The sequence below is a fragment of the Barnesiella sp. An22 genome, from assembly GCF_002159975.1.
Lineage (GTDB): Bacteria > Bacteroidota > Bacteroidia > Bacteroidales > Barnesiellaceae > Barnesiella > Barnesiella merdigallinarum.
On record NZ_NFJR01000011.1, the window covers coordinates 1 to 16,384 of the forward strand.

The window sequence follows — 16,384 nt, forward strand, 5'->3', positions numbered from 1 at the left end:
ATTTTTTTGCCTCTCGGTTGTCCGGCCTTGGTGGTGGGCGTTGACGGATTCGAACCGCCGACCCTCTGCTTGTAAGGCAGATGCTCTAAACCAGCTGAGCTAAACGCCCCTGTTTGTTGCGGCTTGTGACCGCTGTCAGGGATTTTCTCCGACCGTCAAGCGATTTTTGTCTATCGGTTGTCCGGCCTTGGTGGTGGGCGTTGACGGATTCGAACCGCCGACCCTCTGCTTGTAAGGCAGATGCTCTAAACCAGCTGAGCTAAACGCCCGGATTATTTTCCGAAAAGCGATGCAAAGGTAATACAATTTTTTTATTTGCAAAACAAAAACGAAAATTATTCGATAAAATTACACAGGAAATCGTATTTTTGTGCTCTGTTTCATTCAAATCACAGGATTATGGAATTATCATCACTCACGGCTATATCGCCTATCGATGGCCGCTACCGCAACAAGGTGGAAAATTTGTCGCTTTATTTTTCGGAGTGGGCTCTTATCCGGTACCGGGTACGGGTCGAAATCGAGTATTTCATCGCGTTGTGCGAGTTGCCTCTGCCTCAGCTCAAGGGGGTAGACCACAACCTCTTCCCGGCTTTGCGGGCCATCTATCAAAACTTTACCGAGGCCGATGCCGCCCGGGTAAAGTCGATTGAGTCGGTCACCAACCACGACGTGAAAGCAGTCGAATATTTTTTGAAGGAGAAGTTCGACGAGTTGCACCTCGAGGCCTACAAGGAGTTCATCCACTTCGGCCTCACCTCGCAAGATATTAACAACACGTCGGTGCCCTTGTTGATAAAAGAGGCGTTGCACGACTGCTACATGCCGGTACTCGACGAGATGCTGTCGCTCATCAACCACTATGCCGAGGAGTGGAAAGATATTCCCATGCTGGCCAAGACGCACGGTCAACCGGCATCGCCTACCCGCCTGGGCAAGGAGATACGGGTTTTCGGATACCGTCTCGAGAAACAGATCGAGCTGCTCAAGGCTGTGCCCGTGAGCGGAAAGTTCGGCGGTGCCACGGGTAACTTCAACGCCCACCACTTTGCCTACCCCGACATCGACTGGCCTGCTTTCGGCAACCGTTTCCTGAAAGAACGCCTCGGTATCGAGCGCGAAGCCTGGACCACCCAGATTTCGAACTATGACAATCTGGCCGCCCTCTTCGACGCCCTGCGCCGCATCAATACGATAGTCATCGATCTCGACCGCGACTTCTGGCAATACATCTCGATGGAGTATTTCAAACAGAAAATCAAAGAGGGCGAGGTAGGTTCGTCGGCCATGCCTCACAAGGTGAACCCCATCGACTACGAGAACTCCGAGGGCAACCTGGGTCTGGCCAATGCCATTTTCGAGCACCTGGCCAAGAAATTGCCCATCTCGCGTCTGCAACGCGACCTCACCGACTCGACCGTGCTGCGCAACGTGGGTGTGCCCTTGGCTCATACGCTCATTGCCTTCCACAGCACCATCAAGGGGTTGAACAAGCTGTTGCTCAACGAGACGGCCATCTACCGCGACCTCGACCAGATGTGGAACGTGGTGGCCGAGGGTATCCAGACGATTCTGCGCCGCGAAGGCTATCCGCACCCCTACGAGACGTTGAAGGCCCTCACCCGCACCAACTCGGTAGTCAATGCCGAGTCGATACGCGAGTTTATCGACACCCTCAACGTGTCGGAGTCGGTCAAGGAGGAGCTGCGCCGCATCACGCCGCACACCTACACCGGGTTCTAACAGGTACCGCCGGCCGGCACTCCTTGCAGGCTTTGCCGGGGTGGACTTGAAAATACCCCGAAATATTCCCGATTCTTCGGCTTCCCCGTTTATCGTTACCTGGTGAGCGGAGCCGAAGAATCGTCGTTTTGGACCGTTGGGGCAAGGGCGGGCGAACAAACGCCCCGGGCTTTTGTTTTTTTTAAGAAGAAAACGATAACTTATTTGATTGTGAAAGAGATGAAATAAAAAATCATTTGTATCTTTGCCGGCAAATAAGGTAAAAAACAATCGATAAGAAAATAGAATTTTTTTAGTTAGGCCGAGAGGCTTGTATTTTTTAATTACAAACAATTCCTATGGAAAGCGAAAAAAGAGCTAAGCGCCCTCGTATCGGGGTATCGAACCGTGAAGGCATGACCGAACGATATGAGAAAGTAGAGTACAAAAGAGGTGGAGAAGAGGGTCACACCTCGTATGGTGCCAATACCGAAAGACCTCATTACTCCCGTAACAACTATGGTGAAGGAGGCAATCGCTCCTATACCAACGACCGTCCCAACAATTATGGGAACCGTCAGGGAGGCTATGGCCAGAATCGTCAGGGTGGTTACAATCAGAACCGTCAGGGCGGATATGGCAACAATCGCCGCAATACCTACAACAACGGGCCGCGGTACAACCAGGATTACAATCGCAACAACGAAGGGGGTGAGGGCTATCAACCGCGCTCTTACGGCGACAACGAGCGCCCCTACTATCCCAAACAGAATCGTCAGGGCGGCTACAATCAGAACCGTCAGGGCGGATATGGCAACAACCGTTACAACCAGAACCGGCCGCAACAACGCCGCAACAAGAACTACAACAGCCGTCCGCAACGCATCGAGTATGAGTTGCCCGAGGTAGATCCCAACGAACCGATTCGTCTCAACAAGTACATGGCCAATGCCGGTATCTGCTCGCGTCGTGAAGCCGACGAGTATATCCAGGCCGGCGAGGTGCTGGTAAACGGTGAGCCGGTGACCGAGCTGGGTACGAAGATTACCCGCAACGACACGGTGACCTTCCGTGGCAAGGTGGTTACGCTCGAGCGCAAAATCTATGTGCTGTTGAACAAACCCAAGGACTGCGTCACCACATCGGACGACCCGCAGGGCCGCCTCACCGTGATGGACATCGTGCGCAACGCCTGCACCGAGCGCATCTACCCTGTAGGCCGTCTCGACCGCAACACCACGGGTGTGCTGCTGCTCACCAACGACGGCGACCTGGCCTCGAAGCTCACGCACCCCAAGTTCATCAAGAAGAAAATCTATCACGTATGGCTCGACCGCGACGTGAACGAAGAGGACATGCAACGTATCGCCGACGGTATAGAGTTGGAGGATGGCCCCATACAACCCGATGCCGTGAGCTATGCCAATGATACCGACAAGAACCAGGTGGGCATCGAGATACACTCGGGCCGCAACCGCATCGTGCGTCGTATATTCGAGGCGCTGGGTTACCGGGTAGTCAAACTCGACCGGGTCTATTTTGCCGGTCTCACGAAGAAGAACCTGCAACGCGGCCGCTGGCGTTACCTCACGCAACAAGAGGTGAACATGCTGCAGATGGGTTCGTTTGAATAAGTAATATAACCGAAATAGCCGCACGCCCCGCTCGGGAAAACCGTTCGGGGCGGTGGTGCTTAAACTAATAGATTGAAAGAGTATGGAAACAATGAAAAGGACCAAAGTCGTCGATGCCTTCGACGCATCTCTTTACGGGACGAAGATCAATGTGAAAGGCTGGGTGCGTACGCGCCGGGGCAATAAGCATGTCAACTTTATTGCACTCAACGATGGTTCTACCATTAAGAATATACAGGTTGTAGTCGACCTCTCGAAGTTTACCGAGGCCGAGATGAAACCCATCACGACCGGTGCCTGCATCAGTGTGATAGGCACGTTGGTAGAGTCGCAGGGCAAAGGTCAGCAGGCCGAGATTCAGGCCGAGAGCATCGAGCTCTACGGCGGTGCCGACCCCGATGTATATCCCTTGCAGAAAAAGGGACACACCCTCGAGTTCCTGCGCGAAATCGCCCACCTGCGTCCCCGCACCAACACCTTCGGTGCCGTGTTCCGCATCCGTCACCACTTGGCCTACGCCATTCACAAATATTTCAACGACCGCGGTTTCTTCTATCTGAACACGCCGCTCATCACGGCCAGCGACTGCGAGGGAGCCGGTGCCATGTTTCAGGTAACGACGCTCGACCTCAACAACGTGCCCCGCACCGAAGATGGTGCCGTAGATTACAGCGCCGACTTCTTCGGCAAACCCACCAGCCTCACCGTGTCGGGTCAGCTCGAGGGTGAGCTCGGTGCCATGTCGCTCGGTGCCATCTACACCTTCGGTCCCACCTTCCGCGCCGAAAACTCCAACACGCCGCGTCACCTGGCCGAGTTCTGGATGGTAGAGCCCGAGGTGGCCTTCAACGAAATCGAAGAGAACATGGACCTGGCCGAGGACTTCCTCAAATACCTTATCCGCTACGCTCTCGACAACTGCCAGGACGACCTCGAGTTCCTCAGCCAGATGTACGACTCGGAGCTGATCGAGCGTCTGAAGTTTGTCGTCGAAAACGACTTCGTGCGCCTGCCCTACACCGAGGGTGTGAAGATTCTCGAAGAGTCGGGCCACAAGTTCGAGTATCCCGTCTACTGGGGTGCCGACCTGCAGAGCGAGCACGAGCGTTTCCTCGTCGAGGAGCACTTCAAGAAACCGGTTATCCTCACCGACTATCCCAAGGAGATCAAGGCCTTCTACATGAAACTCAACGACGACGGCAAGACCGTACGCGCCATGGATGTGCTCTTCCCCCGCATCGGCGAAATCATCGGTGGTTCGCAACGTGAGGAGAACTACGAGAAACTGCTCTCGCGTATCGAAGAGCTGCATATCCCCATGAAAGATATGTGGTGGTACCTCGATACCCGTCGTTTCGGTACCGCACCCCACTCGGGCTTCGGCCTCGGGTTCGAGCGTCTGGTACTCTTCGTAACCGGCATGACCAACATCCGCGATGTGATACCCTTCCCCCGTACGCCCAAGAACGCCGAGTTCTAAGCCGGGGCCTGCACAACGCAAGACCATACAAACAAGAGAGCCGCTTCGGGAGATTCCCGGGGCGGCTCTGCTGTTTCTATAATAATATAAAAAGATAATGCTTTTTACTCCTTGAAATTCTTCCCGTTCCAGCGCAGGGTAATCGACTCGCGCAGGTAGGGCTTGAGGCGGTTGTAGGTCTCGCGGTCGAGGTATTCCTCCCACGACTGGCGGGCGCATATCGAGCCGTCGGGCTCGAAGGTGTACTCTATCAGGCAGATTTCCGTGGCCTGCATCAGCTCTTCGCGTTGGACCTTCGAGAGGCTGTCGGGGAAGAGAAAGAAATCGTCGCGGGTGGGCTGCTCGATATATTTCGAGGCGGGAAGCTCACGCCAGGCGCTGTCGAAGAACCGGATGCGGCTGTCGCCGGCCGGGGCATAGACCGTGTTGACCAGAGCAACGACAGAGTCGTTGCCGGTAGTCGTGTAGAGGTACAGGGCCATTCGGCTCTGCTCCGAGAGGTCGATGACGAGGCTCTGCTCCTGCAACTGGGTCATCTGAGCCTGGCCGCCGAGTTTGGTGGTGACTTGGGCCGACTGCCCGGCGTGGAAGAGGTCGATGAGGTCTTTGCGTCGATTGACTTCGAGCGAGGGTATCAGCGAGTCGGGCATGGCCGCAAAAAGTTGTGCCGCCGGTTCAACAGCCTGCGACATCAGCGCCGTAGCCACGGCCGAGAGGAAAAACAGTCTTCTTAGTTTCATGACAATGGTTTGAACAAAGTAGTGAAAGGAGAGCGCAGAAAGTCAAGTTTACTTGAACTTTTGCCGAGCCCTATCCTCTCTTCTACAAAAGTAGCTATTTCATTTTGAAGAGCAAGAAACCCGATGGCTATTTTGTGCCCAGATAGAGGAAGAACATACCCAGCAGCACCAGTATCAGGTCGAACGACTTGCTGCGGATATTCTTCTCCCTGAACAGGAAGGCACCGGCAATGAAGCTCACCACCACGCTGCTGCGGCGTACCATCGAGACGATTGAAATCATCGAGTCGGGGTAGCTGAGGGCGTAGAAGTAGACAAAGTCGGCACAGACGAGAAAGAGCGAGATGAAGAATATCGAGGGGCGCCACACAAACGGGGTCGTGTGCTTGCGCTGCGGATACCACAGAACCAGCAGCACGACGGCCATCATGGCCATCTGGTAGTACGAGTACCACACCTGCACGGTCATGCGGTCGAAGCCGTGCGACATGAGGTATTTGTCGTACAGTCCGCTGGCGGCTCCCGTGATGGTGGCCAGCACGATGAAGAGTATCCACAGGTTGTGGCGGAAGTTGATGCCCTCTTTCTTTCCCGAGAAGGAGAGCATGATGAACGAGACGATGGCCAGCAGCACACCTATCCACTGGTAGAAGTTGAGCCGTTCGCCGAAGATGAGCAACGCCCCGATGAGGGTGAGTATCGGCTGCGACGCCTTGATGGGGCCGGCTATGGTGATGGGCAGGTGCTTGGTGGCAAAGTAGGCACAGGTCCACGAGGTGAGTACCAGCGCCGCCTTGCCGATGATGAAGAGGTGCTCGCGCAGGGTCGAAGGGGGCACGTAGAACATCGAGTCGCGCATCAGATCGGGAAACCCGTAGGAGAGGATGATGAGCGGGAGGAACAGCAGGCTGCAGAAAAGGGTGTTGAGAAACAACACGGGAATGACGGCGTTGCCGTTGAGCGACGTTTTTTTACATACCTCGTAGCAGCCCAACAGAAAGGCCGAGAGAAAAGCAAGCGATAACCACATCTTTTTTTACCTTTTAAGTCTATTGACGTTGGACCCTTCGATGCCTCTCCGCCTGGGCGGGGATGGTCGGGGACCGCCTTTCTGCCACCACCGGGGGGGCGGTTTGCGAGTGCAAAGGTAGCTATTCTTTTCTCTGTATCATCTCTGTAAACCTAGATTTGTGTTATCTTTGCATCGCGTGTGGCAACGATGCCACGATAGAGAATAGAATTATGGAGCTGCTTTACATTCATTGGAATCCCGACCCGGTGCTCTTTTCGGTAGCGGGCATCGCTATACGTTGGTACAGTATCTTCTGGCTCATCGCCATTTGGGCGGGTTGCCAGGTGGTCTACAAACTGTATAAGCTGAAGGGGCTCCCGATGGATACGTTTCAGACCCTGTTCATGTACAGTTTTCTGGGTATTTTCATCGGTGCCCGGCTGGGGCATTGTCTCTTTTACGAACCCGATTATTACCTGAGCCATCCGCTCGAAATCATTCTGCCCATACGCGCTCTGCCCGATGGCGGGTGGCGCTTCACGGGCTATGCGGGGTTGGCCAGTCACGGGGGCACGCTGGGGTTGATTATCGCTCTGGCCCTCTTCTGCCGCAAGACCAAGATACACTACCTCGATATTCTCGACATGATGGGTGTAGCCGCACCGGTGGCTGCCGGCTTTATCCGGCTGGCCAACCTGATGAACTCCGAAATCATAGGCATGCCGGCCGATGTGCCCTGGGCTTTTGTCTTCGAACGGGTGGATATGTTGCCTCGTCATCCGGCACAGCTTTACGAGGCGCTGGCCTATTTCATCTTCTTCGGAGTGATGGTGTGGGTGGCCTGGCTCCGGCGCGACCGTTGCGGTCGGGGCTTCTATTTCGGGCTCTGCATCACGCTCATCTTCCTCTTCCGCTTTTTCATCGAGTTCCTCAAGGAGCGCCAGGTCGATTTCGAAAGCGCCATGCCTATCGACATGGGTCAGGTGTTGAGCATCCCGTTTGTGGTGCTGGGGCTCTACTTCGTGATTACGCGGTGGAATAATCCCGCTGGTGGCCGATTGTCGCAACCGGGACAGAGAAAATCCTCGAAATAGTCGCTAAATCTCTTTCTTCAGATAAATCATGTCGACGAGCTGTCGGCCCCCCTCGAAGATGGGGTGAGGATAGTGGTCGGTAAAGAATCCGGGTACCCGGTGCGAATAACGGAATCCGCATCGCTCGTAAAAGGGTATGGTGAGGGGTGAATCGCCTGTGCCAACTTGCAAGGTCGCTCCGCGGGGATAGAGGCTTTCCACATATTCGATAAGTTTGCGGGCATAACCTCGACGCTGGAACGGGGGACAGGTAGCCAGGTTCTTGATTTCGTAAAGTCCTTGCCCCTCTTGTGTGACGACGCAGATACTCTTCAACCCCTCGTCGTACAAGGCAAACATTTCGCCCCGGTCGAGGTAGCGCTCGATCATCATTTCGCTTTCGTCGGCCAACAGCAGCAGGTCGAGAAAATCTTTCTTCCGGTTTGTTATGTGTCTGATTTCCACGAGTCGGTTCTTTATCGGGGCAGAAACAGGTTGTCGGGGTAGGTGATGTCGTGCAGGAACAGCGCCTTGCCCGGTACCGAGGTGCCGGCGGCGCAGCGGTCTTTCTGTTCGATGATGCGGCAGAACCCCTCGACGGTGAGTTTGCCGCGCCCCACGTCGAGCAGGGTGCCTACGATGGCGCGCACCATGTTACGCAGGAATCGGTCGGCCGTGATGGTGAATACCTGTTGTTCCCCCTCGCGCTCCCAGCGGGCGAAGGTCACCCGGCAGTTGTTGGTCTTTACGTCGGTGTGCAGCTTGCTGAAGCTGGTAAAATCGGTGTATCGGTAGAGTTGCTCGGCCGCCTCGTTCATCCGGTCGAAGTCGAGCGTGCCGCGGTAGCGGCAGGCAAACGCCTCGAGAAAGGGCGACTTGTGGTCGATGAGGTAGTATTTGTAGGTGCGGCTGAGGGCGTCGAAACGGCTGTGAGCCTCGTCGGTAACAGGCCGTATGTCGTACACGGCCATGTCGGGGGGGAGCACCCGGTTCAGGCGGTCGGCTGTCTCGGCGGGATTGTCGAGCGGAGCCGGGGTGTCGAAGTGAGCCACCATGAGCCGGGCGTTGACTCCGGCATCGGTACGGCCCGCCCCGGTGACCGGCGTCTCGCGCCGCAGCAGGGTAGCCAACGCCTTTTCGAGCTCGGCCTGTACGGTGATTCCGTTGGGCTGTATCTGCCAGCCGTGGTAGCGGGCACCGTTGAACGATAGGTAGATGAAGTAGCGTGGCATGAAGGTCTAAAAAAATAGAGATGGATTATCGGGCGGGGTTCGAGAGTGACAGCATGAGGAGTGTCTCCCCTTGCTCTGTGGCCCCTCCCCGGCCGATAATCCATCGGGTTGAGTTTAATCGTTTTCGAGATAGGTATATCCGTAGAGGCCCGAGCGGTAGTTCGAGAGGAACTCACGACCCTCTTCGGGGGTGATGACTCCCGCCTTCATCGACGAGGTAACCCATGTCTCTACGCTGCGCACCAGTTTCTTGGGCGAGAACTGTACGTAGTCGAGCACCTCGGCCACGGTCTCGCCGTCGATTACCTGATCGATTTCGTAGCGGTCCTTGTACACGCTCACATGCACGGCGTTGGTGTCGCCGAAGAGGTTGTGCATGTCGCCCAGAATCTCCTGATAGGCACCTACCAGGAATACACCTATATAATAGGGTTCCTTGTTGTTAAGGGCATGCACGGCCAGATGCGAGTTGGAGCCGTGGGGCGAGATGAAGTTGTTGATCTTGCCGTCGGAGTCGCAGGTAATATCTTGTATGGTAGCCGTGCGGTCGGGACGTTCGTCGAGCCGGCTGATGGGCATGATGGGGAACAGCTGGTCGATCGACCACGAGTCGGGCAACGACTGGAAGAGCGAGAAGTTGCAGAAGTATTTGTCGGGCAACAGCTTCGAAATCTTGCGCAACTCTTCGGGGGCATGCTTCATGTCCGAGGCGATTTCGCTTACCTCGCGGGCTACCGACCAGAAGAGCTGCTCGATTTGGGCCCGGGTGCGCAGGTCGAGCAGTCCCAGGCCGAAGAGGTCGAGTGCCTCCTCGCGAATCTGCAAGGCATCGTGCCACGACTCGAGCAGGCGCGGCTGGTTCATGTTGTCCCAGATTTTATAGAGTTCGTCTACCAGTTCGTGCGGGTTTTCGCCCAGCTCCTCCTTCTCGTCCCAGATGGGGAGCGAGGTAGTCTCGAGCACCTCGAATACCAGCACCGAGTGGTGTGCGGTGAGCGAGCGGCCCGACTCGGTGATGATGTTGGGTTGCGGCAGGTCGTTCTTGACACAGGCATCGACCAGCGCCGAAACCGAGTCGTTCACATACTCCTGTATCGAGTAGTTCATGCTGCTCTCGCTCGACGAAGAGCGGGTGCCGTCGTAGTCGACCCCCAGGCCGCCGCCTATGTCGACAAACTCGACGTGGAAGCCCATGTTCTGGAGCTGTACGTAGAACTGCGAAGCCTCTTTCAGGGCATTCTTGATGCGACGTATTTTGGTTATCTGGCTACCGATGTGGAAGTGGATCAGCTTGAGGCAGTCGGTCATCTTGGTTCTTTCGAGGAAATCGAGAGCGTCGAGCAGTTCGCTGGAGTTGAGGCCAAACTTGCTGCCGTCGCCGCCGCTCTCTTCCCACTTGCCGCTGCCCGAGCTGGCCAGCTTGATGCGGATGCCGATGTTGGGGCGAATCTTCAGCCGTTTCGAAATGTCGGCGATGAGTTTCAGTTCGTTCATCTTCTCGACCACGAGGAAGATGCGGCGTCCCATCTTCTGGGCCAGCAGGGCCAGCTCGATGTAGTTTTCGTCCTTGTAGCCGTTGCAGATGATGAGCGAGTTTTTGTCGGTATTGATGGCCAGCACGGCGTGGAGCTCGGGTTTCGAACCGGCCTCCAGCCCGATGTTGAATTTCTTGCCGTGGCTCACGATCTCCTCGACCACCGGTCTCATCTGGTTCACCTTGATGGGATAGATGATAAAGTTCTGGGCCGTGTAGCCATACTCGTCGGCCGCCTGTTTGAAGCATTTCGAGATTTTCTCGATACGGTTGTCGAGAATATCGGGGAAACGCAGCAGAACGGGTGCCGTTACGTCGCGCACCTGCAACTCGTCCATCAGCTCCTTCAGGTCGACCGAGGCATAACCCTCGCGGGGCGTTACAGCCACGTGACCCTTTTCGTTGATTGAAAAATATTTCAGGCCCCAACCGTTGATGTTGTACAGTTCGGCAGAGTCCTCAATACGCCATTTTCTCATTTCTTATAAACAGGTTGAATAAAAGGTATTATAAAAAACATACAGTGAGCAAAAATACGGATAATAATTGAATAGAGAAAATGGAAAAGGGCGTACATTGTTCCCGGTGATAAGGTTTTTTTGTATACTTGTCGGGAATTTCGGGTAATATGCCTGTTTTTGCATATATATAATATAAGTGGTGTGTCGGCCCCCCTCCGTCTCCTTCCGGGAGGAGTGGTCGAAAGGTTTGGAAAAAGAGAAAAGTTTCGATAGGTTCAAGACGAGACTAATGTGTTAAAATGTGTTATTTCTAAAATTTGTTGTAGTCTTTTCGGACCCCTTGAGGCTATACAACAACAAAGAAGATTCTTTATCGAGCATACACGTTTTGACCTTAGTCTTTGATTGGTAAGAGAAGGTTCTATGAAAAAGGAAGTGGATAGTGAGACTTTAAAAGGATTGAAGGAGGGTAAGATTTCCTCTTTTGAATCGATATATCAATACTATTCGGGGAAGGTGTATAATTTCATCAACTCCATAGTAAAAGATCGTATTCTCTCTAAAGATTTGACTCAAGACGTGTTTATGCAAATCTGGGATAAACGCAGAGGCATACTCTGCGACGGGAATTTCGATTCCTATATCTTCACTATTGCCCGCAATAGGGTGTATCATCACATCAAGCGGGAGATGTGGATTCAGCAATACTTCGAGGCCGAGGCCAAGGAGCAGTCGCTCGAGGAGAAAGACGATGCCGATCACGAATTGGACAATCTGTTGCTCGAAGAGTATATTTTGAAATTGATCCGTGAGTTGCCCGAGTCGCGCCGCCGCATTTTCATGATGTACTGGAAAGAGGAGCTCAACTATATGGAGATTGCCAGGCAGTTGTCGATTTCGGAGAAAACGGTGGCTACTCAGGTACAACGCTCGTTGCAGTTCTTACGGTCGAAGATGCGTTATGTAGCCTTGGGGTTGTTGCTGATGAGTGTAGTGTGTGATACGTTTTTTGAAGTGTTAGATAGAGTTTTTTAAGTATGAAGAGAATGGAAAATATGGACTCGGAGCGGTTTATCGAAATGATGGAGCGATACCTTCGCCACGAAGCGACAGACGAAGAGAAGGTCGAACTGTCGCAATGGATCGGGACGTCTCGGATGCAGCGTGCCCTGGACGGGAAGTATACCGATTTGTGGCACTCGGTTTCGCCCGAACTCGATAGCGATACCCGCAGCGAGATGTGGCAGAACCTGTCGCAACATATCCGGGAGGAGCGTGCGATAGGCCGTCGGCAGGTGATGAAAACAATTTGTAAGATTGCGTCGGTCGTATTGTTGCCCGTAGCCGTATTTCTTGCCGTGGTCGCCTATTACGAGGGCGGACAGGCCAAGAGCGATACCACACCCTTCTCGTTTGTCGTCGATTCGGGACAAAAGGCCAGCATGACTCTTCCCGACGGGACCAAAGTGTGGCTCAACTCGGCCAGCAAACTGAGCTATTATCCTTCGTACAATCGGGACGATCGGCGGGTATTCCTGACCGGCGAGGCCTACTTCGAGGTGGCCAAGAATCCCGATAAGAAATTTGTAGTCGCATGCCAGGGCGTGGAGGTCGAGGCCCTGGGTACCACTTTCGACGTGAAGGGCTATGACGATGACGCTATGGTGTCGACCTCGCTGATCGAAGGTTCGGTGCGGGTTTCGCACCAAAATCAGTCGGTATTGCTTGCTCCGAGCGAGGAGGCATCGTTTGACAAAACGAAGTTGGTGTTTGCCAAATCGAAAATCGAGGATAGCCGGCAAGTCGATTTCTGGCGCCGGAATATCCTCTACTTCCGCTCGGCTACGCTGGCCGAGATAGCCAAGACCATGGAACGACTCTACGGAGTCTCGGTAGAGTTCGAGTCGGACGAATTGAAAAACATCTCCTTCTCGGGAAGCATTCGCAACAACAGTCTCACGAATGCCTTCTACATCATCAGCCTCACCTATCCGCTCACCTACGAAATCGATCGCGATGTCGTGAAGATAGGACTGAAGCAGTGACCCTGTTCGAGCATTTATGTTACCATATAATTGTTTGACGAATAATCTTTTATACTGTTTTACCATGAATATGTATTGGAATCATTCCCCCGATTGGGGGCGATAACCGTTTGCCAGGCAGTCGGTTAAAACCATCACAAATGCTTTTTGTGGATAGAGTGTATTGTTATCCTATGTCTAATATCGAAATTTTAATTAGTAATGTTGAAACACACCAACTGGGCATTACGAATATGCTTATTGAGTTTCATTACCCTCGTATCGGTAATGAATGTAAAAGCCCAAATCACATTTAATGCCTCGAATAAGTCTATCAAAGAGGTAATCGAGATGATTGAGGAAAAAGCCGATTACAGCTTTTTCTACTCCGATGAGCTGTCGGATTTGAATCGTAAGGTCAACTTGTCGTTTCACGACGAGAATATAGAAAATGTATTGAGAACTCTGTTCAAAGGTACGAATATCGTTTATAAAATCGAAGGCGACAAACAGGTCGTGCTCTCCCTGCAGTCGACTTTGAAAAAAGCAAAATCAAACAAGTCTGTAAGCGGAAAGATTGTCGACACGGAGGGTAACCCCTTGATTGGGGTTTCGATTGCCGTCGACAACGGTACGCGTGGAACCATGTCCGATGTAGACGGAAACTGGAAACTCGAGGCTCCCGAGGGCAGCCTCTTGACCTTTTCGTACATCGGCTATAACACCCACACGTTGAGAGTCGGCAGCAAAGATGTCTATACCGTATCGATGAGCGAAGACAACCAACTGCTCGACGAAGTGGTGGTGATTGGTTACGGTTCGATGAAACGGAAAGATATTACCACGGCCGTATCGGTCGTATCGACTTCCGATATTGACGAGCGCCCCATTGTCGACGCAGCACAGGCTCTCCAGGGTAAAGCGGCCGGTATTCAGGTAGTGCAACCTTCGGGTGCTCCCGGTTCGGGCATGAGCATTCGTGTGCGTGGTGCTACGTCGGTACAGGCTTCGAACGAACCATTGTATATTGTCGACGGTATGCCCAGCGACGATATATCGGGTCTGAACCCGGGCGACATCGAGAGCATGCAGGTACTGAAAGATGCTTCGTCGGCTGCCATTTACGGAGCCCGGGCCGCCAACGGTGTCGTATTGATTACCACCAAGCGGGGCGAGATAGGCAAACCTCAGGTCAAACTCAGTGCCTATGCCGGTATCTCCCGGCTGGGGAAAAAGATCGACGCCCTCAATACCGAGGAGTATAAGGATTTGATGAAGGAGTTGAAGAAATATTCCAACGTAGCCCCTACGATTCCCGAGGATGAGCACCGCTATGTCGACTGGACCGACATGTTTTTCAAAACCGGTATCAATCAGAACTATCAATTATCGGTCTCGAACGGAACCGACAAACTGAAATATTTCATTTCGGGCGGATATACCGACGAGAAAGGTATCGTGAATAAAGCCTATTTCAAACGCTACAATTTCCGTAGCAATATCGACAGCCAACAGACCAATTGGTTGAATATCGCCCTCAACCTGGCCTACTCCAATACCGAGGGGCGCGAGGTTTACGAGAGCCGCAGCTCCATGCGTGCGGGTTCTATTCTTTCGGTCATCAATACCCCGCCGTTCATGCAGGAGTGGGACCCCGAGAATCCCGGTCAATACGACGAGTCGGCCTATGGTTCCCGCATCCTGAACCCGCTGGCTGCCAATGCTGCCGACAACGTGACTTCGACCGATTATCTGAAAGGGTCGCTGGCTCTTACTATCGACCTGTACAAAGGGTTGAAATTCAAAACTATGTTTGGTATCGACCTGACCAATACCCGTTGGGATTTTTATCTGGATCCCCGCTCTACCTCCGACGGACGTTCGACCAAAGGTCGTGTCGAAGAGAGCTACTCGCGTAATTTCGAATGGCTGTTCGAAAACATTCTCACCTATGATTGCTCGATCAACAAACACAACCTCTCGTTGATGGGTGGTGCTACCCAACAACGCTCCCAATACAATGGAGCCTGGCTGGCCGGATTCGACCTTCCCGACTCTTACCCCGACCTTCATTCGATAGCTGCCGCCAACCAGATAGACAAGGATGCCACTGGCTCTTCGGCTTCGGCCTGGACGTTGGCTTCGTTTTTGGGTCGTGTTGCCTACAACTACGACAGCCGCTACCTGTTGACCATGAACTTCCGTGCCGATGGTTCTTCGCGCTTTGCTCCGGGTCATCGTTGGGGTTACTTCCCTTCGGTTTCGGCCGGATGGCGCATGTCGAGCGAATCGTTCATGGAGTCGCTTGCCGACGTGGTCGACGATTTGAAAATACGTGTGGGCTGGGGTATGAACGGTAACCAGAGCGGGATAGGCAACTACGCCTATCTGGCCGGTATGACTGCCAGCAAGGTAGCCCCCACGACCGACAATCTCTATCCGGGATTGGCCATCACGCCCTATTCGGCCGCCAATACCGAGCTTACCTGGGAGAAGACCATGCAGTGGAATGCCGGTATCGACTTCTCGGCCTTTGATTCGCGCCTGACCCTGTCGGTCGATGCCTACTACAAGCGCACGACCGACCTGCTGCTCACCGTGAGCCTGCCCGACAACGTGAACCTCCCCGGCGGTATTACCCGCAACGATGGTGAGATGACCAACAAAGGTATTGAGTTGAACCTCTCTTCTCAAAACTTCAGAGGCGAGTTTCAATGGAATACCGATTTCAATATTTCGTTCAACAAAAATAAGCTGACCAAGCTGGGCCTGAACAAGGTGTACTACTATGCCGAGATGTATGAGACCAAAGAGAATGCCATCATCTTGAAAGAGGGCTTGCCTCTGGGTACCTTCTTCGGCTATGTATCGGAGGGTGTCGACCCCGAAACGGGAAATATCATCTACAAAGACCTGAACAACAACGGTGTGTTCGACCCGGGCGACCGTACGACTATCGGTTGCGCACAACCCGATTTTATTTATGGTATGACCAATACCTTTTCGTACAAAGGGATAGGCCTCTCGATTTTCTTGCAGGGAAGCCAAGGCAACGACATCTTCAATGCCTCGCGTATCGATACCGAGGGTATGTTCGACTTCCGCAACCAGTCGAAGGCCGTGCTCGACCGCTGGAAACGTCCGGGTATGATTACCGATATACCCCGTGCCGGCTCTATCGACAACAGCCACAACTCGACTCGCTTTGTCGAAGACGGTTCGTATCTGCGGTTGAAGACTTTGACTCTGTCGTATGACTTCGACCGGAAGCTGCTGCGCAAGATGCACCTCTCCAAACTGCAGTTCTATGTAACCGGGCAAAATCTGTTGACCTTCACCAATTACAGCGGATACGACCCCGAAGTAAATGCCTATGGTGCCGATGCGGTAGCTCTGGGTGTAGACTACGGAACTTATCCTCAATCGAAAGCTGTGATCTTTGGTCTGAATGTTGAATTTTAAATGATGAACG

12 protein-coding genes and 2 tRNA genes are annotated in these 16,384 nt (G+C 53.4%); 7 read left to right on the forward strand and 7 right to left on the reverse strand.

The window, feature by feature from the left end; translation table 11 throughout:
* Positions 1-31 precede the first annotated feature (31 nt).
* A tRNA-Val gene (locus B5F38_RS10400) sits at positions 32-109 on the reverse strand.
* Positions 110-191: 82 nt separating this feature from the next.
* Positions 192-269: transfer RNA gene (locus B5F38_RS10405), tRNA-Val, on the reverse strand.
* A gap of 130 nt (positions 270-399) precedes the next feature.
* Here B5F38_RS10405 and purB point away from each other — a divergent pair.
* The 3 genes from purB to asnS all read left to right on the forward strand — a co-directional run bounded on the left by purB (position 400) and on the right by asnS (position 4,836).
* The gene (gene purB / locus B5F38_RS10410) at positions 400-1,743 is read left to right on the forward strand and encodes an adenylosuccinate lyase (protein ID WP_087409228.1); all 1,344 of its coding nucleotides are present in this window, start codon (positions 400-402) and stop codon (positions 1,741-1,743) included.
* A gap of 338 nt (positions 1,744-2,081) precedes the next feature.
* Positions 2,082-3,356 carry a pseudouridine synthase gene (locus tag B5F38_RS10415; RefSeq protein WP_087409229.1) on the forward strand — a complete coding sequence of 425 codons (1,275 nt, stop codon included), beginning with the start codon at positions 2,082-2,084 and terminating at the stop codon, positions 3,354-3,356.
* An 82-nt stretch (positions 3,357-3,438) separates the two neighbouring features.
* Positions 3,439-4,836, forward strand: a complete 1,398-nt coding sequence (gene asnS / locus B5F38_RS10420) for an asparagine--tRNA ligase (RefSeq protein WP_087409230.1) — start codon at positions 3,439-3,441, stop codon at positions 4,834-4,836.
* A 104-nt stretch (positions 4,837-4,940) separates the two neighbouring features.
* Here asnS and B5F38_RS10425 read toward each other — a convergent pair whose 3' ends face one another.
* Positions 4,941-5,576, reverse strand: coding sequence for a DUF3256 family protein (locus B5F38_RS10425; RefSeq protein ID WP_087409231.1), 636 nt, complete (start codon positions 5,574-5,576; stop codon positions 4,941-4,943).
* A 127-nt stretch (positions 5,577-5,703) separates the two neighbouring features.
* Positions 5,704-6,606 carry a DMT family transporter gene (locus B5F38_RS10430; protein WP_087409232.1) on the reverse strand — a complete coding sequence of 301 codons (903 nt, stop codon included), beginning with the start codon at positions 6,604-6,606 and terminating at the stop codon, positions 5,704-5,706.
* A gap of 212 nt (positions 6,607-6,818) precedes the next feature.
* Here B5F38_RS10430 and lgt point away from each other — a divergent pair, with 212 nt between their 5' ends.
* The gene (gene lgt / locus B5F38_RS10435) at positions 6,819-7,682 is read left to right on the forward strand and encodes a prolipoprotein diacylglyceryl transferase (RefSeq protein ID WP_087409233.1); all 864 of its coding nucleotides are present in this window, start codon (positions 6,819-6,821) and stop codon (positions 7,680-7,682) included.
* A gap of 3 nt (positions 7,683-7,685) precedes the next feature.
* Here the strand turns inward: lgt and B5F38_RS10440 are convergent, their stop codons facing one another.
* From B5F38_RS10440 to speA, 3 genes are all read right to left on the reverse strand, one after another.
* Positions 7,686-8,126 carry a GNAT family N-acetyltransferase gene (locus B5F38_RS10440; protein WP_087409234.1) on the reverse strand — a complete coding sequence of 147 codons (441 nt, stop codon included), beginning with the start codon at positions 8,124-8,126 and terminating at the stop codon, positions 7,686-7,688.
* Positions 8,127-8,137: 11 nt separating this feature from the next.
* A complete protein-coding gene (gene truA / locus B5F38_RS10445) occupies positions 8,138-8,893 on the reverse strand; it encodes a tRNA pseudouridine(38-40) synthase TruA (RefSeq protein ID WP_087409235.1) in 756 nt (251 codons plus the stop codon).
* Between the two features lie 114 nt (positions 8,894-9,007).
* A complete protein-coding gene (gene speA, locus B5F38_RS10450) occupies positions 9,008-10,906 on the reverse strand; it encodes a biosynthetic arginine decarboxylase (RefSeq protein WP_087409236.1) in 1,899 nt (632 codons plus the stop codon).
* Positions 10,907-11,311: 405 nt separating this feature from the next.
* On the opposite strand from speA, the gene B5F38_RS10455 reads away from it, so the two are divergent.
* From B5F38_RS10455 to B5F38_RS10465, 3 genes are all read left to right on the forward strand, one after another.
* Entirely contained in the window at positions 11,312-11,923 is a 612-nt protein-coding gene (locus B5F38_RS10455; RefSeq protein ID WP_087409237.1) for an RNA polymerase sigma-70 factor, read from the forward strand.
* Positions 11,924-11,925: 2 nt separating this feature from the next.
* Complete coding sequence (locus B5F38_RS10460) at positions 11,926-12,933, forward strand: FecR family protein (protein WP_087409238.1); 1,008 nt, start codon at positions 11,926-11,928, stop codon at positions 12,931-12,933.
* 267 nt (positions 12,934-13,200) lie between these two features.
* Complete coding sequence (locus B5F38_RS10465) at positions 13,201-16,374, forward strand: TonB-dependent receptor (protein WP_343210776.1); 3,174 nt, start codon at positions 13,201-13,203, stop codon at positions 16,372-16,374.
* Positions 16,375-16,384 lie beyond the last annotated feature (10 nt).